The following is a 24,668-nucleotide window of genomic DNA, read 5'->3' on the forward strand; positions in this document are numbered from 1 at the left end:
CGGGGCGTCAACGCGCGAGGACGGCGACCGCCTCGACGTGGTGCGTCATCGGGAAGAGGTCGAAGGCGCGCAGGGACGTGAGCCCGTAGCCGTGGTCGGCGAGGTAGGAGACGTCACGGGCGAGCGCCGCGGGGTCGCACGCGACGTACACGACCCGGGCGGGCTGCCGGGAGGCGATCGCCTCGACCACGGCGCGACCGGCACCGACGCGCGGCGGGTCGAGCACGACGACGTCCGCGCCGGTCGGGTCGGCGGCGAGCACCTGCTCCACGGGGCCGTGGTGCAGCTCCACCCGGTCGAGCCCGTGGGCGTTGCGGCGCGCGTCGCGCACCGCCCGCTCGTCGGCCTCGACGGCGACCACGGAACCCGCCGCCCCGACGGCTGCCGCCAGGGGCGAGGTGAAGAGCCCGGCGCCGGAGTAGAGGTCGAGCACGCGCGCGCCATCGACGTCGCCCACGCCGTCGAGCACCGCGCGCGTCAGCGTGGCCGGCGCCTCGCGGTGCACCTGCCAGAACCCGCCCGCCGCGACGCGGTACTCGTGCTGCTCGTCGCCCAGGACGACGCGCTCGGTCACGCTCCGGCGCGCGTTGGGGCGCGTGTCGGGCGAGCCCGACCGCCACGGCTCGCCGTCCACGAGGAGGACCGGCGCCGAGCCCACGGGCGCGACGAGCTCGATCCGCGTGCCCGGCCGCCATGTGCGCGTGAAGACCTTCTCGCGCGCCGCGAGCTCCGCGACGTCCTCGGTGGCGAGCGGCATACCGTCGAGCGCGACGACGTCGTGGGACCGGAAGCGGTGCATGCCCGCACGGCCCGTGCCGTCGGCGACGAGGTCGACGCGCGTCCGGTAGCCGAGCCCGCCGCGCTCGTCGTCGCCCGGCAGACCCTCGACCTCTACCTGAAGGTTAGCCTCGTCGAGGTCGACCTTCCCGAGCCGGCGCAGCTGCTCGGCCAGCACGTCGCGCTTCCAGCGGCGCTGCGCGTCGAGCGCGACGTGCGCGAGCTCGCCGCCGCCGACGCCCCCCGGACCGGCCTCCGGCCACACCGACGGGACCCGCTCGGGCGACGCCTCGAGGATCTCGACGGCGTCGGCGCGCCAGAACTTCGCGGCCTCCCCGCCCTCCGTGACGCGGGCGCGCACCCGCTCCCCGGGCAGGGTGTGGCGGACGAAGACGACGCGCCCGTCGTACCGCGCCACGCAGTGGCCGCCGTGGGCCACCGGGCCGACCTCGAGCTCGACCTCGACCTCAGGTCGAGGGTCGACGCGGGCCGACTGACGTGTCGCGCGACCACCCTGACGGCGGGGCGTACGGCGCCCGCCGCCGCGCGCGGCGCGGCGGTCCGCGAAGGGGTCGGACGGTCGGTCGGAGGGCACGGCGGGACCACGCGAGGAGGACGGCATGCCTCCAGTATCCCGGACGCGGCCCCGCGCACCCGCTGTGGGCGGCGAACGGGCAGGCTTCCCACGCGGGAGCCGGTCCCGTCGTCCGCGCGCAGCGTGCGCGGGATCCCCGTCAGTAGCCCGTGAAGCGCTGACGGAAGCCCTCGCCCTCGAGGCCGGTCTGGCCCTCGGTGGACGAGAGCTGCCACGGCACGGACGCCACGACGACGCCCGGCGTGAAGAGCAGGCGGCCCTTGAGCCGCAGCGCGCTCTGGTTGTGCAGGAGCTGCTCCCACCAGTGCCCGACGACGTACTCGGGGATGTAGACGACCACGAGGTCGCGCGGGGACTCGCGGCGGACCGAGCGCACGTACGACAGCACCGGGCGCGTGATCTCGCGGAAGGGCGAGTCCAGGACGCGCAGCGGGACGGGGAGGTCGAGCGCCTCCCACTGCCGCATGAGGTCGTCGACGTCCTCGGAGTCCACGCCGACGGTGACCGCCTCCAGGACGGACGGGCGCGACGCCCGCGCGTACGCGAGCGCCCGCATCGTCGGCCGGTGGATCTTGGACACGAGGACGATCGCGTGCACGCGGCTGGGCAGGGCGCGTGCCGCCACGGCCTCGTCGCCGAGCGCGAGCTCGTCCCGCACCCTGTCGTAGTGCTTGCGGATCGACTTCATGAGCACGAAGACGAGCGCCATCGCGAGGATCGCGATCCAGGCGCCGTGCGTGAACTTCGTGATGAGGACGATGACGAGGACCGTCCCGGTCATCGCCAGACCCACCGTGTTGACCACGCGCGAGCGCCGCATGCGCGACCGCTCGCGGGGCTGGTGCTCGGTGCGCAGCGCTCGCGTCCAGTGCCGCACCATGCCGAGCTGGGAGAGCGTGAACGACACGAACACGCCGACGATGTAGAGCTGGATGAGGCGCGTGACCTCCGCGTCGAACGCCCAGATGAGCACGATCGCCGCCACGGCCAGCGTGATGATGCCGTTGGAGAACGCGAGCCGGTCGCCGCGCGTGTGGAGCTGGCGCGGCAGGTAGCCGTCCTTCGCGAGGATCGAGCCGAGGACCGGGAAGCCGTTGAAGGCCGTGTTCGCCGCGAGCACGAGGATGAGCCCCGTCACCGCGGACACGACGTAGAAGAGCACGGGCACCCCGCTGAACACGGTCTCGGCGAGCTGCCCGATCACCGGGTGCTGCACGTAGTCCGCGGGCAGCGGCTCCCCGTTGAGCGAGAGCTGCGTGTGCGGGTCCTCGGCGTAGTGCACGCCGGTCGCGCGGGCGAGGAAGAGGATCGACATCATCATCACGGCCGAGATGCCGCCCAGGAGGGCGAGGGTCGTGGCGGCGTTGCGCGACTTGGGCTTGCGGAACGCCGGGACGCCGTTGCTGATCGCCTCGACGCCGGTGAGGGCGGCGCACCCGGAGGCGAACGCGCGGGCCACGAGGAAGGCGCCCGCGATGCCGATGAGTCCCTGGTCGAACCCGCTCTGCGCCGTGAGCTCGAACTCGGCGCTCTCGGCCGCGCCCAGGTTGCCGGTGACGTACTGGAAGAACCCGACGACCGCCGTCGTGCCGATGGCCAGCATGAAGAGGTAGACGGGGATCGCGAAGAACGTGCCCGACTCCTTGACCCCGCGCAGGTTGACGAGCGTGAGGACGACGACGAGCCCGATCGCGAACGCCGCCTCGTGGTCGCGCAGCGCCGGGATCGCGCTGGCCGCGTACTGCGCCCCCGAGGAGATCGAGACCGCGACTGTGAGCACGTAGTCGACCATGAGCGCCGACGCCACGCCGACGCCCGCGGTCGGGCCGAGGTTGACCGTGGCGACCTCGTAGTCGCCGCCGCCCGACGGGTAGGCGCGCACGTTCTGGCGGTACGACGCGACGACCGTCATCAGCACGACCACGACGGCGAGGCCCACCCACGGCGAGATCATCGTCGCGCTGAGGCCCGCGAGCGCGAGCGTCAGGAGGATCTCGTCCGGGGCGTACGCGACCGACGACAGGGCGTCGGACGCGAACACGGGCAGGGCCACACGCTTGGGCAGCAGCGTGTGCCCCAGGTGCTCGCTGCGGACAGGCCGCCCGAGCAGCAGCCGCTTCGCGGCATCAGCGATCTCCGACACGAGGCCTCATGCTATGCCCGACGGCGCCCGGTCGCGCTGGTGCGCGCCCGGCAGCCCCGCGAGCGGTAGCGTTCGGTGCGTGCACTTCGTCATCATGGGCTGCGGCCGCGTCGGCGCGACGCTCGCCCAGTCGCTCGAGTCGAGCGGCCACTCGGTCGCCGTCGTCGACCAGAACCCCGACGCGTTCCGGCGCCTCCCGGCCGAGTTCACGGGCAAGAAGGTGACCGGGGTCGGCTTCGACCGCGACACCCTCGTGCAGGCCGGCATCGAGGAGGCGTACGCGTTCGCCGCGGTCTCCGACGGCGACAACTCGAACATCCTCTCCGCGCGCGTCGTGCGGGAGACGTTCGGCGTGGAGAAGGTCGTGGCCCGCATCTACGACCCCCAGCGCGCGGAGATCTACCAGCGCCTCGGCATCCCCACGGTCGCGACCGTGCGCTGGACCGCGGACCAGGTGCTGCGCCGCATGCTCCCGTTCGGCGCGACCGACGAGTACCGCGACCCGTCCGGCCGCGTGCGGCTCGCGCAGGTCGACTTCCACCCCGACTGGGTCGGGCGCACGGTCCGCGCCATCGAGGACGCCACGGGCGCCCGCGTGGCGTTCGTCAGCCGCTTCGGCGACGGGGTCCTCGTCACCGACCGCACCGTCCTCCAGGAGAACGACGTGCTGCACGTGCTCATGGACGACGAGCAGGCCGCCGTCGTCGAACGCAGGCTCACCCACGCACCGAAGGTCGAGGCCGAGTGATGCGCGTCGTCATCGCGGGAGCAGGTTCTGTCGGCCGCTCGATCGCTCGCGAGCTCCTCAGTCACGATCACGAGGTCATGCTCATCGACAAGCAGCCGGCAGCCATGCGTGTCGCCCAGGTGGCGGAGGCGGACTGGCTGCTCGCCGACGCGTGCGAGCTCTCGACGCTCGCCGAGGCCAAGGTCGAGGAGTGCGACGTCATCGTCGCCGCGACGGGTGACGACAAGGTGAACCTCGTCGTGTCGCTGCTCGCCAAGACCGAGTTCGGGGTGCCCCGCACGGTCGCGCGCGTGAACAACCCGAAGAACGAGTGGATGTTCGACGAGTCGTGGGGTGTGGACGTCGCCGTCTCGACGCCGCGCATCATGACCGCCATGGTCGAGGAGGCCGTGGCCGTCGGCGACCTCGTCCGCATCTTCACGTTCCACCAGTCCGGCGCGGACATCCTCGAGGTCACCCTGCCACCGACGTCCCCGCTCGTCGGCCACCGCGTCGGCGAGGTGAGCTGGCCCGCGGACACGGTGCTCGCGGCCATCGTCCGCGGCACGCGCCCGATCGCGCCCAGCCAGGACGACACGCTCGAGGCCGGGGACGAGCTCCTGCTCGTCACCGGCGACGAGGCGGACGAGGGTGCCCTCGGCCGGCTGCTCGCGGGCGAGCCGGAGGCAGAGCCGACCGCACCGGACGCGCCCGTCGAGGCGCCCGAGGCTCCCGGGGTCGGCGACGCGATCCTCTGACCGGGCTCGTCTCCTCGTCCGCGGGGCCTACGCCGTCGGCTGCAGAGGCGTCGAGGCGTGCGGCCGGCGCACGAGGATCCACGTGAGCCACAGGACGAGCGCCCAGAGCGGGATGCCCATGACGAGGCGCGCGGTTCCCAGCCAGCCGACGTCGCCGTCGAGGTAGAGCGGGACCTGGACCGCGAGCCGGGCGGCGAACAACCCGATCCAGAGCCACGTCGCGGCGGTGTACCGGCGCATCAGCGCACGGTCGGAGCGCCAGGTGCGGGCCCAGCGGGCGAACGCGCCGGGCTCGGAGGCGTCCGCGTCGACAGGGGTGCTCGCCGGCGTCGCGGCCGCCGCGGGCTGCTCGGCCGAGGCGTCCGCGGCGTCGAGCGCGTCCGGAGACGGGTTCGGCGTCGTCCCGGCCGGCCCCGACGCGGCACCCGCACCGAAGCCGCTGCGGAAGCCCTCGACCACGAGGCCGACCAGCGGCCAGCGGGCCAGGACCGAGACGAGGAGCGCGACGAGGTAGGCCGCGTTCGTCCACAGGCCCCACGCGAAGTAGTCCTGCGCCTCGCCGGACCGCCACGCCCAGATCACGCCGATGCCGACGCCCAGCAGACCGCCGAACGCCTGGGTCACGGGCGTGCGCTGGATCAGCCGCGCGGCGACCGCGACGAGCGCTGCCGCGACCGAGGTCACGAGCGCCCACCGGAGGTTGGTCGTGGCGACGTAGACGACGACGAAGACGAGGCCCGGGGCGACCGACTCCACGAGCCCGCGCACGCCCCCGATCGCGTCGGCCACGGAGAACTCCTGCCCGGCGAGCGCGCGGACGCCGCGGGCGCGACCGTCCTCGGGCGCGGCGACGTCGTCGACGACCGTCTCCGCGACGTCGGCGTCGTGCGCGAGGCTCTCCGGGGCCTGCCCGGGGACCCGACGCCCGTCCGCGGGGCCGCCGCTCGCGTCGCTGCTGCTCGTCATGTCGTGGCGTCCTCGGTGGCTCGGGGTCGGTCGGCTACGGTCCGGGCGCGTGGCCCGGGCGGGCCGCTGCACGTGCGCAGGATGGTACGGCACCGCCGCGCGCCGGCGGGACCGAGATCACTCCCCCGGCTTGGCGAGGAGCTCGTAGCGCGGGTTGAAGATGGTGCGGCGCCCGTCGACGTCGCACACCAGGCCCTCGACGAGGGCGCGGCGACCGGGCTCGATCCCGGCGATGCGTCGCCGGCCGAGCCACACGAGGTCCACGACGCCGGAGCCGTCGAACAGCTCGACCTCGACCGTCGGGACGCCCTCGCGCGGACGCAGCACCACGGACCGCAGGACGCCGGAGATCTTGGCCCGACGGCGGTTGGGCAGCTCGGACACGGCACGGCAGCCCTTCTGCCGTGCCGCCTCGGAGCGCTCCTCGTCGGCGGCGAGCTCCTCCTGGGAGGCGAGGGCGGTGCGCCAGGCGTCCCGCAGCGTGGGGGCCATGTCAGCGGATCTCCGTGATCTCCGGCCCACGGTTGAGCGGGTCGAACGAGGGCGTCTCGGGTGCGCCGGCGGGCGCGGGCGCCGCGACGTCCGGGCCCTTGCCCGGCAGGTGCAGCGCGAGGAGGTCGCGCGGCGGGCGCGGGCTCTGGTCGCGCACGACGACGATGTTGGCGAACACGGACTCGAGCAGCCGGGCCTCGGCCGGGTCGACCGCCGCCTTGCCGGTGAGCACGCCGCGGAGGAACCAGCGCGGGCCGTCGACCCCCACGAAGCGGGCGGGGCGCACGCCGGGGCGTCCGTCCGGCGTCTGCGCGGGGATCCGGGCGAGCAGCTCGCGGCCGAACGGGCCGGGGAGGTCGTCGACCGTGCCGCCCTGCTTGGTCACCGACGCGGCGATCTCCCCGCGGATCTCGTCCCAGATACCGTCCGTGCGGGGCGCGGCGAACGCCTGCACCTGGAGCCCGGAGCCCGCGACGGCGCACGCGACGCCGGTGATGCGCTGGGTCTTCTTGTCGACCTCCATGCGCAGCTCCATGCCGGGCACGCCGGGCAGCCACACGGCACCCAGGTCGAGGCGGGGCCCGCGCTCGGGCACCTGGGAGGAGTCGTACGGGCCACGGGCGGGCTTCTCCTCGCTCGCCGCCTCGACGGGCGCGCCGTCGTCGACCGGCGCGGACGTCGTGCCCGACGGCTCGGGCGACTCGGTCGGCTCGGACGACCTGGAGCGACGGAACAGACCCACGGAAGAACTCCTTCACCTGCCCGGCCCTCGGCCGGGACTCCTCACGGGGCGCTCGCCCCGCACTGCTTCCACACTAGCCCGCGCAGCGACGGTCGGGGTGCGACGTTCGCTGCGCGACGACGGGCACGCGGCTCCCGCGCCGACCGCCCGTCCGCGACCGGTCAGGTCGCCGCGGTCCACCCGCCGCTCGACCCGAAGCCGCCCTCGCCGCGGTGCGACCCGGGCAGCCGCTCGGCCTGCACGAAGCGCGCACGCTCGACCTTCTGCACGACGAGCTGCGCGACCCGGTCGCCGCGCCGCAGGACGACGGCCTCGCGGGCGTCGGTGTTGAGCAGCGTCACCTTGATCTCGCCGCGGTAGCCGGCGTCGACGGTGCCCGGCGCGTTGACGACCGTGAGGCCGTGCTTCGCGGCCAGACCGGAGCGCGGGTGCACGAACGCCGCGTAGCCGTCGGGCAGCGCGATCGACACCCCGGTCGGGACGACGACGCGCTCGCCCGGCGCCAGCTCGACGTCGACGGTCGTCACGAGGTCCGCACCGGCGTCGCCCGGGTGGGCGTAGGACGGCAGGGGCACGTCGTCGAGGAGCGTGATGAGGACGTCGACGTCCCCGGTCTCGGGCTGGTGGTGGTTCGGCACCCGGCAGAGCCTAGTGGTCGCGGGCGGGCCCGGCGAGCACGTCGGGCGACGCCCCGACTGCTGGGATGATGGACCCATGACGGACCCCGCCGACCGCAGCACGCCCTCCTCGACCCCGGGATCCGCCGGGGCACCCGGTGCCGGGGGCGCGACGCCGTACCGCGAGCGACTCGTCCCGGGCGTCGGCGGCTGGGCCGCGGTCCTCGGGTTCGCCGTGGTCCTCGGGATCGCGCTGTGGCCCGCGAGCCACGCCATCGCGCTCGGCGTGGGCGCGCTCGCCGCGGTGGCGGGCGTCGCCGGCCTCTGGTCGACCTCGCCGGTCGTCGCGGTCGCGGACGGCGAGCTCCGGGCCGGGCGGGCGCACGTCCCCGTGTCCCTGCTCGGTCAGGTCACGACCATCGACGCGGAGGCGATGCGCGTCCAGCTCGGCCCGCGCCTCGACGCCCGCGCCTACGTGTGCCTGCGCGCCTGGGCCCGCACCGGTGTGCACGTCGTGCTCGAGGACCCGCAGGACCCGACGCCCTACTGGCTCGTCTCCACGCGGCACCCGCAGCGCCTCGCGGACGCGATCCGGGCCGCGCACGCTTCCTGACGGCACCGCACAGCGCAACCGCACGGCGCTCCACGGACGACGAAGGCCGCCGCCCCGGGAAGGGGGCGACGGCCTTCGGGCGTCGTGCAGGTCAGGCGGCGCACTCCGAGCAGATCTGCTGCCCGTTCTTCTCGTACGCGAGCTGGCTGCGGTGGTGCACGAGGAAGCAGCTCGAGCACGTGAACTCGTCGGCCTGACGAGGCAGGACCCGGACGGAGAGCTCCTCGCCGGACAGGTCGGCACCGGGCAGCTCGAAACCTTCCGCCGCCTCGGTCTCGTCCTCGTCAACGACGCCCGAGCTCTTGTCGGAGCGACGAGCCTGGAGCTCCTGGAGCGAGTCCTCGCTGAGCTCCTCTTCACTCTTGCGGGGGGCGTCGTAGTCTGTTGCCATCTGTGGGGTCACTCTCCGGAGTATTCGTCGATCGCGACAGTGCCCGTCCGGAACCACCGGCGATGGCCGGTCGTGCCGGGCGGCACGGGTGCGGGGCGCGGGGGGCACCCCGTGACGTGTCGTGCCCCGAGGTCGTCGAGGCGTTGCACGCTGATCAATGCACGGCGCACCGGAATTGTTCCCGGCGGGCCACCGGATTCTGCACCATTTCCGGGAGGGATGCACCCTGTGACCCTCCGCCCGCCCGGTGTCGTTCGTCACGGGCGAACGCGGGGTCGTCCGGACCGGCCGGGCGGGAACGCTCCCAGCCCGCCGGGACGCGCTCAGGAGTCCGAGTCGGCGTCCACGTCCTCGAGGATCCCGACGAGCCGGGCGACCGCCTCGGGCGGCCCCGCGACGGTCATCTCGCGGTCCGCGGCGCGGCCCCGCAGGCCCGTGACGCGGGCTCCCGCCTCGTGCGCCACCAGGGCGCCCGCGGCCATGTCCCAGGGGTTGAGGCCGCGCTCGTAGTAGAGGTCGAGCTCGCCCGACGCGACGAGGCACAGGTCGATCGCCGCCGAGCCGAGGCGACGGATGTCCCGGACCTGGGGCAGCACGTCGACCAGGACGCGCGCCTGTGCGCGGCGGCGCTCCGCGTCGTACCCGAACCCCGTGCCCACGAGGCACTGCCCCAGGTCCGTCTCGGCGTTCACGCGGACCGGGCGGCCGTCCACCGTCGCCCCGGCCCCGAGACCCGCGGTCCAGGTGCGCCCGTCGACGACGGAGTGCACCGCGCCGGCGAGGACGGTCCACTCGAGGGGGTCCGGCGAGCCCACCACGGCGGCGACGGACACCGCGTACGACGCGATCCCGTAGAGGTAGTTGACCGTGCCGTCGACGGGGTCGATGACCCACGTGATCCCGGACGTGCCGGACGAGGCACCCTCCTCCTCGCCGAGGATCGCGTCGTCCGGTCGCGCCGCCGCGATGCCGCGGCGCAGGAGCGCCTCGGAGTCGGCGTCCATGCGCGTCACGACGTCCGTGGCCGTCGACTTGGTGGCGGCCACCTCGACGCGGTCGGGGCGACCGGAGCGGACGAGGTCGCCCGCCTCGCGGGCGAGACGCTCCGCGAGGTCGCGCAGGTCGGCCACGGTCACGTCGTCGGGCTGTCGGGGGTCGTCGATGAAGAGGCGCACGGCTCACATCCTGCCCGACCCACGGCGTGCGGTGCGACCCTCCCACGGACCGGGCGCGGACCAGCCGAGGCGCAGGGAGACGAGGCGGAAGCCGAACACGAGCGCGAGGACCGCCGCCTGCGAGAGCAGGCCGAGCGCGCCGGCCTCCGCGAGCCCGGCCGTCAGCGCGGCGCCCGCGAGCGCCGGGATCGCGTAGAGCTGCTTGTCCTGGAACAGCAGCGGCGCCTCGTTGGTCAGCAGGTCGCGCAGGATGCCGCCGCCGACGCCCGTGATGACGCCGGCGAAGATCGCCGCGAGCGGGCCCACGCCGTAGTCGAGGCCCTTCATCGTGCCGGAGAGCACGAAGAGCGCGAGCGCCCCCGCGTCGAGGACGATGATGCTCCGCCGGAGCCGCTCGAGGCGCGGGTGCCAGAAGAAGGTCACGACGCCGGCGAGCACCGCGACCGCGACGAGACGCCAGTCGGAGATCCCGACCGGGGGGATCGCGCCGATCAGGACATCGCGCAGCAGACCGCCGCCGAGGCCGGCGACCCAGGCGAGCACCAGGACGCCCACGAGGTCGAACCGCTTGCGCACGGCGGCGAGCCCGCCCGAGAGCGCCGCGAAGAACACGCCGCCGAGCTCGAGGGCGTCGCCGGGCACGAGGTCGAGGATCACATCCGGCATCATCCCAGCCGCCCGCCCCCGGGGCGCGGACGAGAGCGCGCCGAGTCCGCGGCACACCGCGCGTGCTGCGCGGCTCGCGGGTGGGACGATGGCACCCTCGAGGGAGCGGTGACGCGGGCGTCGCGGTCCGCCGAGCCCGGGAGACCGGCTCGCGGCCCGGCACCGGGCGGCTGGGCGAGCGACCGGGCAGCCGTCTGGAGCGGCACCGCGAGCGCCACCGGGCGCGGCGACACGGGAGGGTCCATGGACGAGCTGGAGCTGGTGAGACTGCACGAGGACGGGGAGCACCTCGTCCTGCGCGCGACGGGCGGCACGCAGTTCACGCTGCCGATCACCGAGTCGCTGCGGGCGGCCGTGCGACGCGACCGCCCGCACCTGGAGCACCTGCGCGCGGAGGGCGAGCGCAACCTCGCGCCGCGCGAGATCCAGGCCCGGCTGCGCGCCGGGGAGTCCGTGGAGACGGTCGCCGAGGCTGCTGGCCTCGGCGTCGAGAACGTGCGTCGCTTCGCGGGCCCGGTGGTCGCGGAGCAGGAGTACGTCGTCGACCGGGTCCGCGCCTCCCGCCAGGGGCACGACGAGGACTCGCCGAGCGTCGGGGAGCTCGTCGCGCAGCGGCTCGCCGCGCGCGACGTGGAGCCCGACGCCGTGGAGTGGAGCGCGGCGCGCCAGCCCGGGGCGTCGTGGGTCGTGACGGCGGCCTTCGAGGTCGGGACGGGCGGCCGGACGGCCCGTTGGACGTACGACGCCGGGACACGTGCGCTCCAGGCGCTCGACGACGAGGCCCGCTGGCTCTCGGGGACGGACGCCCCGCGCGACCCGACGCCCGGGGCCGTCGCGGTGTTCGACGTCGACGCGACGGGGCGCGGCCGGGGACTCCGTGCCGCTCCCCCGGCCGGTCCGCCCGCCGACGACGGGACGGCCGAGCTCCTCGACGACCTGAGCCAGCGCCGGGGCGTGCGACCGCGCAAGCCCTCGACGGGGCCGACCGAGGTCGACGGGCAGGAGCCGTTCGAGGGCTTCGGCCCGCAGGCCGGCGCCGGTCCGGACCGGGACGGGTCGCAGGACGGCTCTCGGGACGACGCGGCCACGGCTGCCGGGGCGACCGTCGTCCACCTCCCGACGATCCGGCCGCTCGACGCGGTGCGCCTGCAGGAGCCGGCGCTCGAGGGCTCCCGTGACGACGCGCCCCCGGAGCCGGAGGACGACGCGGACGACCGCCCCGCGCGTGACGAGCGCTCGGGCGGCGGCGCCACCCGTGCGGACACCGACGACCCGCCGGCGGCGACGCGGCCCCAGGCGGCGCGCGAGCCGCGCAAGGGGAAGAACCGCTCGCGCGCGAAGGTCCCGAGCTGGGACGAGATCGTGTTCGGGGCACGCCCGGAGTAGGCGCCCCGCGCCGGCCAGGGGCGCCGGGTCAGCGCGGCAGGTCGAGCGGCAGGCCGTCGGCCGCGGCCTGGCGGCGCGCGACGGCCGTGGTCATACGACGCATGTGGTGGCGACGGCACAGCACCTCGTACCCGACCTCGCCCGAGCCTGCGCCGACGTCCCCGACGACGACCTGGTCGCCCTCGACGACCATGCTCCCGTCGACCGTGCGGGCGTTGTGCGTCGCGCGTCGGCCGCACCAGCACAGCGACTCGACCTGGAGCACCTCGACCCGGTCGGCGAGCTCGATGAGGCGGGCCGAGCCGGGGAAGAGCCGGGTCCGGAAGTCGGCGGTGATGCCGAACGCGAAGACGTCCATCTCCGTCTCGTCGACGAGCCGCGCGAGCTGTTCGACCTGCGCCGGGGAGTAGAACTGCGCCTCGTCGCAGACGAGGTAGTCGACCGGGTCCGGCTCGGCCGTGACGAGCGTCCAGAAGTCGGTGTCGTCCCGGACCTCGCGCGCCACGACCTCGAGCCCGAGCCGGGACGAGAGCCGGTCGGTCCCCGCCCGGTCGTTGCGGGAGAAGATCAGCCCGCGTCGGCCGCGCGCGGCGTGGTTGTGGTCGAGCTGGAGGGCGAGGGTGGACTTGCCGCAGTCCATGGTCCCGGAGAAGAAGACGAGCTCGGCCATCAGGCGTTCCTTCGCGAGGTCGGTCGGTGCGCGGTCGGTCGGTGCGGGTTCGCGGGCGGGCCGCGACGGGGCGTGGCGTGGCGCCGGACGTCGCGGGTGGTCAGGTCCCGGCGACGAGCAGCGGGACGCGCATCTCGCGCTCGGTCAGCGAGCCGTGCACGCCGACGAGCGCGAGCGAAGCGGGCGTCTGGGTGCGCGAGTCGACGACGGTCGCGCGCCCGCGCAGCGCGACGATCACGTCTCCGGCGGCGGCGACCGCCTCCGTGCGGGGGTCTGGTCCGAGGAGGCCGCGCGCGAGCACCTCCTCGCGCTCCAGGACGAGCGCGTCGTCGCCCAGGACGTCGCGCCAGCGCGCGGCGACGGCGGTCGTCTCCCCCAGCTCCGTGTAGACGTGCACCGCGCGCGGCTCGCCGCCGACGAGGGCGACGCCCCGTGCGAGCACCGGGTCCGTGGCGACGTCGCGGCGCCGCGCCGGGTCGACGTCGACCATGCCGTGGTCCGCGGTGACGAGCACGAGCGTGCCCCGCGGGACCGAGCGGGTGAGCCGGGCGAGCTCGCGGTCGAGGGACTCGAGCTCGTCGCCCCACTGCCACGACGTGCTGCCGTGGTGGTGGCCCGCCTTGTCCACCTCGCCCCAGTACAGGTAGACGAGGCCCGGCCGCTTGAGGGCCCGCACGGCGGCGTCGACACGCGCCCCGAGCCCCTCCGCAGCGGCGTACGACCCACCGCGCAGGGCCGCGACCGTCATGCCGGATCCGGCGAACCGCGCCGGTCCCGTCGAGGTCACGGCGACGTCCGCCGCGGCGAGCCGCTCGAGCACGGGCGTCTCGCGCTGGAGCTCCACGGGTGGCGGGGCGCCCTCCCACGACACCATGTTGGCGAGCCCGCCCGTCGCCGGGTTGCGCTGCGTGTACCCGAGCATGCCCGTGCGCCCCGGCGCCGTGCCGGTGCCGAACGCGCCGATCGCGGCGGCCGTCGTGCTGGGGAAGGTCGAGGTGAGCGCCCGCGCGTCGGGCAGCAGCGAGCGCAGGAACGGTGCGTGCCCGGCGCGCTCCGCGAGGTTGACGTGCCCCAGGCCGTCGACGAGGACGACGCACACGCGGTCGGCGCGCGGCAGGTCGAGTGCCGCGCGGGCCGCAGTGCTCCCGATCCCCGTCGCGGTCGTGAAACGGACGCCGAGCGCGCCCGCGGCCCCCGGGAGCACGGCGGCGAGGCCGCCGAGCCCGAGGTCGGGCGCGAGGAAGCCGTCCGGGAGCGCCGGGGCGGCAGGGGCCTCGTCCGTGCGTGCCTCGCTCACCGGGCGCTGTGCCTCGCGGTGGCGCGCGAGAGGGCGCGCGCGAAGTCGACCGCGGCGCGCACGGCGTCGCGGCCCTCCGCCTCGGCGCTCACGCGGACGACGACGTCGTCCGGCGTGATCTGACCCGTGAGCCCGTGGTCGGCGTCGCAGTTCGGGTCCGCGCAGCCCGCGGGCTCGAGGTCGACGCGCGAGACCGCGCCCCAGCCGAGGGCGAGGGTCACCTCGAGCGGCGCGGTGCCCGCGCGGTGCTCGTGCGGCTCGGCCACGACGTGCGTGAGCGAGACGGACCGTACCTCGGCCAGCGGCACCGACTCGGTCGTGGCCGCCGCGGACGCGGACGGGTTCTCGCTGTCGGCAGGGTGGTCGTCGACGTGCGCGGTGACGAGCCGCGTGGGCGTCAGCACGAGCACCGTGAGGTGCCGGCGTACCTCCGACGCGTCGAACGTCGTCTCCGGGAGGACGAGGTGCGAGACGATCTCCTCCCCCGCGACCGCGAGGTCGAGGACGTCCGCGACGAGCTCCGGGTAGTAGCCGGCGCGGTGGAGCTGGGTCGTCAGGTCGGTCCAGGCGTTCGAGGTTGCAGAGGGCACCCGCGCATTCTCCCATCCGGCGACCGGCCGCGGCCACCCGCCCTCGCGGCCTGTGGACGCACGAGCCGGCGTCAGCCGGGCAGGGCGCGACGCAGCGCGTCGGCGCGCTGGGCGTCCGCGAGCGTCACGCGCGCGCTGAGGACCGCGGCCTCGTGGTCGGAGACGACGACGGGGTACAGCTCGAGGCTGCGGACCTCGGGCAGGTCGTCCGCGAGCACGGACGCCCGCGCCAGGACGTCCTCGAGCGCCGCGGTGGCCACGACGTGCGTGCCCATGTACCCGAAGAGCCGCGGGGCGGCGCGCACCGAGCGCACCATCGCCGCGACGTCGACGTCGGTGAGCGGCGGCACCCCGTACGCGACGTCGCCGAGGAGGTCGACCGCGTCGCCCGCGAGGCCGAACGACACGACCGGCCCGAAGAGCTGGTCCTCCGTCGAGCGGACCACGCACGCGACGCCCGCGTCGGCCATCGCCTGCACCTCGAACGGCTGGTCGGCAGCGCCCGGCAGCACGGCCGCGAGCGCCTCGCGCATCTGCGCGACGTCGGACCGCAGCTCCGTCTCGTCCGCGATGTCGAGGCGCACGCCGCCGAGGTCCGCGCGGTGGCGCAGCCCGGCCGCCGTGCTCTTGAGCGCGACGGGCCAGCCGATCTCGCGCGCCGCCTCGACCGCCTCGTCGGCGGTGCGGACCCGGCGCGCGGGCCACACGCGCACGCCGTAGCACGCGAGCAGGTCGGCGGTCGTCGCGGGGTCGAGGTCGACGGCGTCCCGACCGGCCAGGGCACCCTCGACGAGGGCGCGGGCGCGGGCGGCGTCGACCCCCGCGGGGCGCACGGGCGTCCCGTGGTCCGCCTCGCGCCAGCGGGCGTAGCGCACGACGGCGCCGAGCGCCGCGACGGCGTCCTCGGGCGTGGAGTAGGCGGGGACCCGCAGCAGGGTGCCGGGCGCTCCGCCGTCGGGCGAAGGGGCCGCGAGCTCGTCGGTGAGGCCGTGGAGCCCGAGCATGCTCGCGACGGTCGTGCGGCCCGTCCGGGCCGCCGCGCGCGCGACGGCCCGGGAGAGGTCCGCGCGGCGGGGGTGCACCACGGGGACCTGGACCACCACGACGACGTCGCACGCGTCGGGCGCGTAGAGCGCGTCGACCGTGGCGGCGAGCTCGTCCGACGACGCGTCCTCGGGCAGGAAGTCCGACCGCGCGACGACGAGGCCCGCCGACGACGACGCCTCCGCCACGAGCGCGGCGAGCGACGCCGAGCTGGCGAGGATGCCCACGCGGCGCCCGCCGGGGAGCGGCTGGTGCGCGAGGAGCTGGGCGATGTCGATCATGTGGTGCGTGTTCTCGGCCCGGATCACGCCCGACTGACGCAGCATCTCCTCGAGCGTGCGACGGGGTGCGCGCGTCGAGCGCACGGCGTGGCCCGGCGGCACGACCTGGCCCGAGCGCCCGGCCGTGACGACCACCACGGGCTTGACCGACGCGAGGCGGCGCGCGATGCGCGAGAACTTGCGCGGGTTGCCGATCGACTCGAGGTACAGGCAGACCACCTGCGTCGCGGCGTCGTCCTGCCAGTACTGCATGAGGTCGTTGCCCGACACGTCGGCCCGGTGGCCCGCGGACAGGAACGACGACACGCCCAGCCCGCGCCGCGCCGTCGTCGCGAGCAGCGTGACGGCCATGGGCGCCGACTGGCTGAACAGGCCCACGACGCCGGGCAGCGGCAGGTCCTCGGCGAGCGTCGCCGCGAGCGCGGGTCGCTCGCGGGCCTCGCCCGTGCGCAGCAGGCCGTAGCTCGCGGGACCGACGACGCGCAGACCCGCCGTGTGCGCGACCCGCAGGAGCTCGCGCTGGAGCGCGAGCCCCTCGGGTCCGGTCTCGGCGAACCCCGCGGAGAGCACGACGACGCCGCGCACCTCGAGGCGCGCGAGCTGGCGGACCGCGTCGATCGCGTCCGGGGGCGGCAGCGCGACGACCGCGAGGTCCACGGGGCCGGGGACGTCGGCGAGGGTCGCGTGCGTGCGGGGCGCCGCCCCGCCGTCGGGCACGTCCGCGCCGGCTCCCACCACGTGGACGGTCACGTCGGGGCTGCGCACGAGCGCGGCCAGGGCGCGGTGCGCGAGGACGCGATCGAGGGGCGCGCCGTCAGGGTCCGGCCCGTCGCCCGGCGGCACGCCGGGTCCCACGAGCACGACGCTCGTCGCGCCGAGCAGCCCCTGCATGCTCCGCGCCTCCGCGCGGTGCTCGCGGTCGGCCATGACGGCCCGCGACCGTTCCGTGGGGTCGAGGTCGACGCTCACCTGGACGAACCCGTCGTCCATCTGCTGGCGCACGTCGTACCCGGCCTCGCGGAAGACGGCGAGCATCTTGCCGTTCTGCGGCAGCACCTCGGCGGTGAACCGCCGCACGCCGCGCTCGCGGGCCGCCGCGGCGACGTGCTCGAGCAGCACGGACCCCAGACCCCGGCCCTGGGCCGAGTCGGCGATGTTGAAGGCGACCTCCGCCTCGCTCGTGCCCGTGCGGTCGAAGCGCGCGACGCCGATGATGTCCTCCTGCGCCTCGCGCGCCCTCGCGTCCGGCGTCCCGGCGTCCGCGCCGTCGCGCGGGCGGACCGCGACGAGCGCGACGCGGTCCATGTGGTCCACGCGCGTGAACCGCTCCAGGTCGCGCTCCGAGAGCCGCTCCATGGGGGCGAAGAAGCGCAGGTAGGTCGAGCGCTCGGACTGGCCCACGTGGAATCGTTGCAGCGCGTCGGCGTCCTCGGGGCGGATGGGGCGCACGTGCGTCGTCGTCCCGTCGCGCAGGACGACGTCCGCCTCCCACTCCACCGGGTACCGGTCCGGGCCCCGCCCGGCTGCGCCGCCGTCGCTCACGCCCTCAGGCTATGCGGTCCGGAGCGCGGTGCGCCTGCGCCACCCCGGCCCGACCGGGGAGGACAATGGTCCCTCGACAGCATCGCGACCTGGCGTGTCGGACGGTTGGCGTACCCTCGCGTGCGGCACGCAACCGCAGCACGTCACCGCCGGCGCACGCCGGCACAGATCCCGCGCCCTCGCGGCGCACCGAACGGCAGGAGCCCGCAGGCCCATGGCGCGCAAGTCCTCGACCCCCTCGCTCGACCCGGCCGAGGTGAACGAGAAGATCGTCGACGTCGACGTCCAGGCGGAGATGGAGACGTCGTTCCTCGAGTACGCCTACTCCGTCATCTACTCCCGCGCCCTGCCCGACGCGCGCGACGGTCTCAAGCCCGTGCAGCGCCGCATCCTCTACATGATGGCCGACATGGGGCTGCGCCCCGACCGCGCGCACGTGAAGTCGGCGCGCGTCGTCGGCGAGGTCATGGGCAAGCTGCACCCGCACGGCGACGCGGCGATCTACGACGCGCTCGTACGCCTCTCGCAGGACTTCTCGCTGCGGCTCCCGCTCGTCGACGGGCACGGCAACTTCGGCACGCTCGACGACGGCCCCGCCGCCTCCCGGTACACCGAGGCCCGTCTCGCTCCCCCGTCGCTCGCGATGACGGCCGGGCTCGACGAGGACGTCGTGGACTTCGTGCCGAACTACGACAACAAGCTCCAGCAGCCCGAGGTGCTGCCGGCGGCCATCCCGAACCTGCTGGTCAACGGGGCGTCGGGCATCGCGGTCGGGATGGCCACCAACATGGCGCCGCACAACCTCGTCGAGGTCGTCGCGGCGGCGCGCCACCTCGTCGCGCACCCGGACGCCGACCTCGAGGCGCTCATGCGGTTCGTCCCCGGCCCCGACCTGCCGACGGGCGGCAAGATCGTCGGGCTCGACGGCGTCCGCGACGCCTACCGCACGGGACGCGGGACGTTCCGCACGCGCGCCACGGCTCGCGTCGAGAACCTCACGCCGCGCCGCAAGGGCATCGTCATCACCGAGCTGCCCTACCTCGTCGGGCCCGAGAAGGTGATCGAGAAGATCGCGGAGGGCGTCAAGACCAAGAAGATCCAGGGCATCACCGCCGCGACCGACCTCACGGACCGCGAGCACGGGCTGCGGATCGTCGTCGAGGTGAAGACGGGCTTCAACCCCGAGGCGGTGCTCGAGCAGCTCTACAAGTTCACGCCGCTCGAGGACTCGTTCGGCATGAACAACGTCGCTCTCGTCGACGGCCAGCCGCGCACGCTCGGCCTGCGCGAGATGCTCACCGTGTGGGTGGACCACCGCATCGACGTGGTCCGCCGCCGCTCGGCCTACCGGCTGCGCAAGCGGTCCGAGCGGCTCCACCTCGTGGACGGCCTGCTCATCGCGATCGTCGACATCGACGAGGTGATCCAGGTGATCCGGTCGTCCGACGACACCGCGACGGCCCGCGGACGCCTCCAGACCGTGTTCGACCTGTCCGAGCCGCAGGCGGAGTACATCCTCGAGCTCCAGCTGCGCCGCCTCACCAAGTTCTCCCGCATCGAGCTCGAGAAGGAGCAGGAGACCCTGCGCCGCGAGATCGAGGCGCTGCAGGAGATCCTCGGCAGCGACGCGAAGCTGCGTTCGGTGGTGTCGGGCGAGATGGCCGACGTCGCCAAGACGTACGGGACGCCGCGCCGCACGATCCTCCTGGAGTCGGCAGGCGCCGCACCGACCACGACCGCGGCCGTGCCCCTCGAGGTCGCGGACACGCCCTGCTGGGCGCTGTTCTCCGCGACGGGCCTGCTCGCGCGCACGAGCGACGAGACCGAGCCCGCGCGCACCGGGCCCCGCGCGGCCCACGACGTGCTGCGCGCCGTCGTGCGCACGACGGCGCGCGGCGAGGTCGGCCTCGTGACGAGCCGCGGGCGCATGGTCCGCGTCTCCGTGCTCGACCTGCCCGCGCTGCCGCCCACCGACAACGCGCCGAGCCTGTCGGGCGGTGTGCCGCTCAGCGAGGTCGTCGGGCTCGAGCCGGGCGAGGAGGCCGTGACGATCGCGTCGCTCGACGCCGACGCTCCCCCGCTCGCGCTCGGCACCGCGCAGGGCGTCGTCAAGCGCGTCACCCCCGGCGACGTGCCGAACAACCGCGACGACTGGGAGGTCATCGGCCTCAAGGACGGCGACGCCGTCGTGGGCGCGGCGCCCGCGACCGACGCGGACGAGGTCGTGTTCGTCAGCTCCGACGCGTCGCTCCTGCACTTCGACGCGTCCGCCGTGCGGCCCCAGGGGCGCGCGGCCGGCGGCATGGCCGGGATCCGGCTCGCGGACGGCCACCGCGTCGCGTTCTTCGGCGTCATCCCGGCCGACGTGCGCGACCTCGGCGTCGTCGTCACCGTCGCCGGGTCGTCGGGCGCCCTCGCAGGCACCCAGACCGGGGCCGGCAAGGTCACGCCGTACGAGCTCTACCCCGGCAAGGGCCGCGGCACCGGCGGCGTCCGGGCGCAGCGGTTCCTCAAGGGCGAGGACGCGCTCATCCTCGCCTGGGTCGGCCAGGGCCCCGCCCGTGCCACGGGCTCCGGCGGCCAGGCCGTCGACCTGCCGGAGGTCGACCAGCGCCGCGACGGGTCGGGCACGCCGCTCACGTCCCCCGTCACGGCCGTCGGGTAGGCCCTCCCGCCCGGCCGCTGTCGCGCGCCGGGCGGGAGGGCGGGCGCACCCCCGCTCTTGCGAGTTCCCGGGATCGGGGCAGGCTCGGGGTGTGGGACAGGACGAAGGGGGCGTCTTCGGCACGCCTCCGGAGGTGGACGGGGCGGCCGCCCCCGTCGACTACCACGCGGTCTTCTCGGTCCTCATCGCGCCCAAGGCGGTGCTCGCGCCCGACCTCACGATCCTCGACGCGAACGAGTCGCTCCTGCGCACCATCGGCGCGTCCGCGAGCGCCGTCGTCGGGCGCCACTACCTCGACGTCTTTCCCGCCCACGGGCCGGACGGGAGCGCCGTCGACCGGGTCGTGCTGTCGCTCGAGCGCGTCGCGCGGACGGGACGTCTCGAGATGATCGGCCCGCACCGGTACGACCTGCGCGGGCCCGGCGGCGGGTGGGCCGAGCGCTGGTGGATCACGACGAACCTCCCGGTGCTCGACGCCGCGGGCCGGGTCACGGCCGTCGTCCACCGCGCGGAGGACGTGACGTCCGTCGTGCAGGCCGGCGGGACGACGGCGCCCGCGGTCGAGCTCCCGGCCGGCACTGCGGACCCCACCGCGCTCTCGGTCGTCGACCAGGCCCTGCTGCTCGGGTCGTCCGTCGACCGGTACGCGGACGTGATCACACGCGAGCGCAGCGCCTCGCTCGCGCTCCAGGACTCCGTGCTCACGCCTCCCCCGCTCATCCCCGGCCTGACGATCGACGTGCGGTACCGGCCGGCGGTGCCGGAGGTCCACGTCGGCGGCGACTGGTACGACGCGTTCGTGCACCCCGACGGCGAGACGACCGTCGTCGTCGGCGACGTGACGGGGCACGACGTCGCCGCCGCGGCCCACATGGGCCACCTGCGCGGCGTGCTGCGCTCGGTCGCGTTCGCGACGGACGCCGGGCCCGCCGAGGCGCTCGATGCCGCCGAGCGCACCGCGGAGGGGCTCGGGCTCCAGGCGCTGTCCACCGTCGCCGTCGCGCGCATCGGCACGTCCGGCCCGACGGGAGGGCGCGCGGTGCGCTGGGCGAGCGCCGGGCACGTCCCGCCCGTCGTGCGTCGCGCCGACGGGGCCGCGCACCTGCTCACGGCGCGCCCGTCGCCAATGCTCGGCGTCGGGCTGGGCGGCCCGCGCGCCGAGCACGAGACGTCGCTCGGCCCGGGCGACACGCTCCTGCTCTACACCGACGGGCTCGTGGAGCGCCGGGACCGGTCGCTGCGAGACGTGCTCGACGAGCTGCCGGGCCGCGTCGAGGCGCTGGGCGACGTGCCGCCCGAGGAGCTGCTCGACGCCCTCCTCGCGGAGCTGGTGCCGCTCGGCTCGCAGGACGACGTCGCGCTCGTCATGGTGCACGTCGACGGCGACCACGAGCGCACGACCGTGGGCGCCTAGCCAGGTACTGCCAGAACCCTGCTGGAGCGGGACTCCCACGTGGCCCGGGGGCAGGTGTCGAATGGTGAGCGCACCCCACAGCAAGGAGAGCTCCATGAAGGCCACCGTCATCTACGGCGCGGGCGACGTCCGGGTCGAGACCCGTCCCGACCCGACGATCCTCGAGCCGACCGACGCGATCGTGCGCGCGGTGCGCACGTGCGTCTGCGGCTCGGACCTGCACCCGTACCGCTCCATGGCGCACACCGACCAGGGCGTCCCGATCGGCCACGAGCTGCTGGGCGTCGTCGAGGAGACCGGGTCGGTCGTCACCACGGTCCGCCCGGGCGACCTCGTGATCGCGCCGTTCGCGTGGTCGGACAACACCTGCCCCGTGTGCCGCGACGGCTTCCAGACCGCCTGCCCCCACGGCGGCTTCTACGGCAACCCCGGCGACGTGGGCGGTCAGCAGGCCGAGCTCGCGCGCATCCCGCTCGCGGACGGCAGCCTCGTCGCCGTGCCGGACGTCGACGAGACGAGCCCGCTCCTGCCGTCGCTGCTCACGCTCTCGGACGTGTACCTCACCGGCTACCACGCCGCGCACATGGCGCGCGTGTCCGCGCGGACGACCGTCACCGTGATCGGCGACGGCGCGGTCGGGCTGTCCGCCGTGCTCGCGGCACGGCAGATGGGCGCCGAGCGGATCATCCTCATGGGCCGCCACACGTCGCGGACCGACCTGGGGCGCGAGTGGGGCGCGACCGACGTCGTCGCCGAGCGGGGCGCCGAGGGGATCCAGCGGGTCCTCGACCTCACGGACGGCCTGGGCAGCCACGTCGTGCTGGAAGCCGTCGGGCACATGCCCGCCTACGAGCAGTCCTACGGGGTCGTGCGCGCCGGCGGCGTGATCAGCCGGGTCGGCGTCCCGCAGTACGAGGACGCGCCGGTCGGCTTCGGCTCGCTGTTCGGCCGAAACATCACCCTCACCGGCGGGCCCGCGCCCGTCCGCGCGTACCTCGAGGACGCGATCCCGCAGGTGCTCCGCGGCGAGATCGACCCCGGCCGGGTGTTCGACAAGACCGTCGCGATCGACGACATCGCCGAGGGCTACGCCGCGATGGACCGCCGCGAGTCCCTCAAGACGATCGTCGCGTTCTGAGCCGCACCCTGACAGGAGGAGAGACATGAGCACCGAGAGGCAGCCGACGACGCCGACCGTGAAGGGACCCGCCGCCTGGTTCACCGGCGACGTCTGGTTCAACGCCTACTACGCGGGCACGGAGCCGTCCCGGTCGCGCCTGAACCTCGTGCGCTTCGCCCCCGGGGCGCGCACCGCGTGGCACCGGCACGCCGTCGGGCAGACCCTGCACGTCACCGAGGGGTTCGGCTACGTGCAGTCGCGGGGCGAGGAGGTCGTCGAGCTCCGGCCGGGCGACACCGTCTACACACCCCCGGGAGAGTGGCACTGGCACGGCGCGACGGGCGAGAGCTTCCTGTGCCACCTCGCGCTCTGGGAGGCGCCCGCGCCCGGCTCCGACGAGCCGGAGACGACGTGGGGCGACCTCCTCACCCCCGAGGAGTACCCCGGCTGACGCGACCACGCGGGCGGGAGGGTCACGATCCTCCAGCCCGCGCGACCCGCCGTCGTCCCGACGTACCGTGAAAGACGTGGAGGCCATGGACAACCGATCCGAGGTGCGCGAGTTCCTCATGAGCCGCCGTGCCCGGGTGACGCCCGAGCTTGCCGGCATCGAGACGTTCGGCGGCCGCCGCCGGGTCGAGGGCCTGCGGCGCGACGAGGTCGCCCGGCTCGCGGGCGTGAGCGTGGACTACTACACCCGGCTCGAGCGCGGGAACCTGCGGGGCGTGTCCGACGTCGTGCTCGAGTCCGTCGCGCGCGCCCTGCTGCTCGACGCCGCCGAGCGCGAGCACCTGCTCGACCTCGCGCGCACCGCGAACCCCGTCGGCGCCCGCCCGCAGCGCGGCCACGGCGACACGCCGGTGCGCCCCGAGCTGCAGTACCTGCTCGACGCGATCACCACGGCGCCCGCGTTCATCCAGAACAACCGCATGGACCTCGTCGCCGCGAACGCGCTCGGGTACGCGATGTACGCGCCGATGGTCGCGGGCTCCGCGGGCCCGGCCAACTTCTCGCGGCACATCTTCCTCGACCCCGCGTCGCACGACTTCTACCCCGACTGGGACCGCGCGGCCTGGACGAACGTCACGATCCTGCGTCGCGAGGCCGGCCGCAGCCCGCACGACCGGCGTCTCCAGGCGCTCGTGGGCGAGCTGTCGACGCGCAGCGAGCGGTTCCGCGAGCTGTGGGCGTCCCACGACGTGCGGCGGCACTACGCCGGGCAGAAGACGTTCCGCCACCCCGTCGTCGGGGACCTCGAGCTGCACTACCAGACGCTCGAGCTCCACGGCGACCCCGGGCTCGGCATGACCGTGTACACCGCGACGCCGGGCTCCCCGACCGAGGAGTCGCTGCGCCTGCTCGCGTCGTGGACGGCCACCGAGGCCTCGGCCGCCGCGCCGTCCCGCACCGACTGAGAGGAACCCATGGACCTGGACGACCTGCTGGCCGAGCTCGACGCCGGCCGGACGATCCGCGGCGGATCGCCGCTGCACGCCGTCATGCACCGCACGAGCCAGGAGGCGCTGCGCATCGCCGGCGAGCTCAACGGCGCCTACCGCTCGCCCGAGCGCGTCCGCGAGCTGCTCGCGGAGCTGACGGGCAGGCCCGTGCACGAGTCCGTGAGCCTCTTCCCGCCCTTCACGGCCGACTTCGGCAAGAACCTCACCCTCGGCCGGGACGTCTTCATCAACTCCGGCTGCCGGTTCCAGGACCAGGGCGGCATCGTCGTCGGGGACGGCTGCCTCGTCGGTCACAACGCCGTCCTCACGACGCTCGACCACGACCTCGACCCCGCCCGACGCGCCGACCTGCACCCCGCGCGCGTCGTCCTCGGCCGCAACGTGTGGCTCGGCGCGAACGTGACCGTCCTCCCGGGCGTCACCGTCGGGGACGACGCCGTCGTCGGGGCCGGCTCCGTCGTCACCCGGGACGTCCCCGCACGCACCGTCGTCGTCGGCACGCCCGCGCGCGTCGTCCGCTCGCTCGACGCCTGAGGG

The 24,668-nt window shown here is 75.1% G+C and carries 22 protein-coding genes and 2 pseudogenes; 11 read left to right on the forward strand and 13 right to left on the reverse strand.

The annotated features are described in order from the left end of the window. Positions 1–7: 7 nt before the first annotated feature. Both ACFVN3_RS10455 and ACFVN3_RS10460 read right to left on the reverse strand, forming a co-directional pair. On the reverse strand, positions 8–1,399 hold the full coding sequence (locus ACFVN3_RS10455; RefSeq protein WP_378232747.1) for a class I SAM-dependent RNA methyltransferase: 1,392 nt from the start codon (positions 1,397–1,399) through the stop codon (positions 8–10). A gap of 112 nt (positions 1,400–1,511) precedes the next feature. Continuing rightward, on the reverse strand, positions 1,512–3,515 hold the full coding sequence (locus tag ACFVN3_RS10460; RefSeq protein WP_378232748.1) for an APC family permease: 2,004 nt from the start codon (positions 3,513–3,515) through the stop codon (positions 1,512–1,514). Between the two features lie 94 nt (positions 3,516–3,609). Here ACFVN3_RS10460 and ACFVN3_RS10465 point away from each other — a divergent pair, with 94 nt between their 5' ends. Together ACFVN3_RS10465 and ACFVN3_RS10470 are read left to right on the forward strand one after the other, a co-directional pair. Further along, on the forward strand, positions 3,610–4,263 hold the full coding sequence (locus tag ACFVN3_RS10465; RefSeq protein ID WP_378232795.1) for a potassium channel family protein: 654 nt from the start codon (positions 3,610–3,612) through the stop codon (positions 4,261–4,263). After that, positions 4,263–5,000, forward strand: coding sequence for a potassium channel family protein (locus ACFVN3_RS10470; RefSeq protein WP_378232749.1), 738 nt, complete (start codon positions 4,263–4,265; stop codon positions 4,998–5,000). The genes ACFVN3_RS10465 and ACFVN3_RS10470 overlap by 1 nt, the downstream gene beginning before the upstream one ends. A 27-nt stretch (positions 5,001–5,027) precedes the next feature. Here ACFVN3_RS10470 and ACFVN3_RS10475 read toward each other — a convergent pair whose 3' ends face one another. The 4 genes from ACFVN3_RS10475 to dut form a co-directional block, all read right to left on the reverse strand. Then, positions 5,028–5,966 carry a DUF3159 domain-containing protein gene (locus tag ACFVN3_RS10475; protein WP_378232750.1) on the reverse strand — a complete coding sequence of 313 codons (939 nt, stop codon included), beginning with the start codon at positions 5,964–5,966 and terminating at the stop codon, positions 5,028–5,030. 117 nt (positions 5,967–6,083) lie between these two features. Next, on the reverse strand, positions 6,084–6,458 hold the full coding sequence (locus tag ACFVN3_RS10480; protein WP_087471902.1) for an OB-fold nucleic acid binding domain-containing protein: 375 nt from the start codon (positions 6,456–6,458) through the stop codon (positions 6,084–6,086). Between the two features lies 1 nt (position 6,459). Beyond that, positions 6,460–7,200: a DUF3710 domain-containing protein gene (locus ACFVN3_RS10485; protein ID WP_378232751.1), complete on the reverse strand. Its 741-nt coding sequence runs from the start codon at positions 7,198–7,200 to the stop codon at positions 6,460–6,462. A gap of 161 nt (positions 7,201–7,361) precedes the next feature. Further along, positions 7,362–7,838, reverse strand: a complete 477-nt coding sequence (gene dut, locus ACFVN3_RS10490) for a dUTP diphosphatase (protein WP_378232752.1) — start codon at positions 7,836–7,838, stop codon at positions 7,362–7,364. A gap of 76 nt (positions 7,839–7,914) precedes the next feature. Here dut and ACFVN3_RS10495 point away from each other — a divergent pair, with 76 nt between their 5' ends. Next, positions 7,915–8,430 carry a DUF3093 domain-containing protein gene (locus ACFVN3_RS10495; RefSeq protein WP_378232754.1) on the forward strand — a complete coding sequence of 172 codons (516 nt, stop codon included), beginning with the start codon at positions 7,915–7,917 and terminating at the stop codon, positions 8,428–8,430. Between the two features lie 91 nt (positions 8,431–8,521). On the opposite strand, the gene ACFVN3_RS10500 is transcribed toward ACFVN3_RS10495, so the two are convergent. From ACFVN3_RS10500 to ACFVN3_RS10510, 3 genes are all read right to left on the reverse strand, one after another. Continuing rightward, entirely contained in the window at positions 8,522–8,821 is a 300-nt protein-coding gene (locus tag ACFVN3_RS10500) for a DUF4193 domain-containing protein (protein WP_047234722.1), read from the reverse strand. A 323-nt stretch (positions 8,822–9,144) separates the two neighbouring features. After that, positions 9,145–9,996 carry an inositol monophosphatase family protein gene (locus tag ACFVN3_RS10505; RefSeq protein WP_378232755.1) on the reverse strand — a complete coding sequence of 284 codons (852 nt, stop codon included), beginning with the start codon at positions 9,994–9,996 and terminating at the stop codon, positions 9,145–9,147. A gap of 3 nt (positions 9,997–9,999) precedes the next feature. After that, positions 10,000–10,662 carry a trimeric intracellular cation channel family protein gene (locus ACFVN3_RS10510; RefSeq protein ID WP_378232756.1) on the reverse strand — a complete coding sequence of 221 codons (663 nt, stop codon included), beginning with the start codon at positions 10,660–10,662 and terminating at the stop codon, positions 10,000–10,002. Positions 10,663–10,905: 243 nt separating this feature from the next. Between ACFVN3_RS10510 and sepH the strand changes: the two genes are divergently transcribed. Next, positions 10,906–12,048 carry a septation protein SepH gene (gene sepH, locus ACFVN3_RS10515; RefSeq protein WP_378232757.1) on the forward strand — a complete coding sequence of 381 codons (1,143 nt, stop codon included), beginning with the start codon at positions 10,906–10,908 and terminating at the stop codon, positions 12,046–12,048. 28 nt (positions 12,049–12,076) lie between these two features. On the opposite strand, the gene ACFVN3_RS10520 is transcribed toward sepH, so the two are convergent. The 4 genes from ACFVN3_RS10520 to ACFVN3_RS10535 all read right to left on the reverse strand — a co-directional run bounded on the left by ACFVN3_RS10520 (position 12,077) and on the right by ACFVN3_RS10535 (position 17,472). Next, on the reverse strand, positions 12,077–12,718 hold the full coding sequence (locus tag ACFVN3_RS10520) for a thymidine kinase (RefSeq protein WP_378232758.1): 642 nt from the start codon (positions 12,716–12,718) through the stop codon (positions 12,077–12,079). A gap of 100 nt (positions 12,719–12,818) precedes the next feature. Continuing rightward, positions 12,819–14,015 carry an alkaline phosphatase family protein gene (locus ACFVN3_RS10525; protein ID WP_378232759.1) on the reverse strand — a complete coding sequence of 399 codons (1,197 nt, stop codon included), beginning with the start codon at positions 14,013–14,015 and terminating at the stop codon, positions 12,819–12,821. Continuing rightward, the gene (locus tag ACFVN3_RS10530; RefSeq protein ID WP_378232760.1) at positions 14,012–14,605 is read right to left on the reverse strand and encodes a DUF5998 family protein; all 594 of its coding nucleotides are present in this window, start codon (positions 14,603–14,605) and stop codon (positions 14,012–14,014) included. Before ACFVN3_RS10530 ends, ACFVN3_RS10525 begins: the two co-directional genes overlap by 4 nt. A gap of 71 nt (positions 14,606–14,676) precedes the next feature. Next, positions 14,677–17,472 (reverse strand): GNAT family N-acetyltransferase, encoded by a 2,796-nt coding sequence (locus ACFVN3_RS10535; protein WP_378232761.1) that lies wholly within the window; start codon positions 17,470–17,472, stop codon positions 14,677–14,679. Positions 17,473–17,686: 214 nt separating this feature from the next. Between ACFVN3_RS10535 and ACFVN3_RS10540 the strand changes: the two genes are divergently transcribed. From ACFVN3_RS10540 to ACFVN3_RS10570, 7 genes and pseudogenes are all read left to right on the forward strand, one after another. Further along, positions 17,687–20,137 (forward strand): DNA topoisomerase (ATP-hydrolyzing) subunit A, encoded by a 2,451-nt coding sequence (locus tag ACFVN3_RS10540; protein WP_378232762.1) that lies wholly within the window; start codon positions 17,687–17,689, stop codon positions 20,135–20,137. Positions 20,138–20,228: 91 nt separating this feature from the next. Then, positions 20,229–21,551: a PP2C family protein-serine/threonine phosphatase gene (locus tag ACFVN3_RS10545; protein ID WP_378232763.1), complete on the forward strand. Its 1,323-nt coding sequence runs from the start codon at positions 20,229–20,231 to the stop codon at positions 21,549–21,551. 94 nt (positions 21,552–21,645) lie between these two features. Next, positions 21,646–22,041, forward strand: a pseudogene (locus ACFVN3_RS10550) (alcohol dehydrogenase catalytic domain-containing protein); the annotation flags it as partial. 57 nt (positions 22,042–22,098) lie between these two features. Next, a pseudogene (locus ACFVN3_RS10555) lies at positions 22,099–22,689 on the forward strand (zinc-binding dehydrogenase); the annotation flags it as partial. 25 nt (positions 22,690–22,714) lie between these two features. Beyond that, positions 22,715–23,122: a cupin domain-containing protein gene (locus ACFVN3_RS10560; RefSeq protein ID WP_378232765.1), complete on the forward strand. Its 408-nt coding sequence runs from the start codon at positions 22,715–22,717 to the stop codon at positions 23,120–23,122. A gap of 85 nt (positions 23,123–23,207) precedes the next feature. Then, positions 23,208–24,086 carry a helix-turn-helix transcriptional regulator gene (locus ACFVN3_RS10565; protein WP_378232766.1) on the forward strand — a complete coding sequence of 293 codons (879 nt, stop codon included), beginning with the start codon at positions 23,208–23,210 and terminating at the stop codon, positions 24,084–24,086. 9 nt (positions 24,087–24,095) lie between these two features. Then, positions 24,096–24,665, forward strand: coding sequence for a DapH/DapD/GlmU-related protein (locus ACFVN3_RS10570; protein WP_378232767.1), 570 nt, complete (start codon positions 24,096–24,098; stop codon positions 24,663–24,665). Positions 24,666–24,668: the final 3 nt, after the last annotated feature.

Source organism: Cellulosimicrobium sp. NPDC057862 (assembly GCF_042797035.1).
Taxonomy (GTDB): domain Bacteria; phylum Actinomycetota; class Actinomycetes; order Actinomycetales; family Cellulomonadaceae; genus Cellulosimicrobium.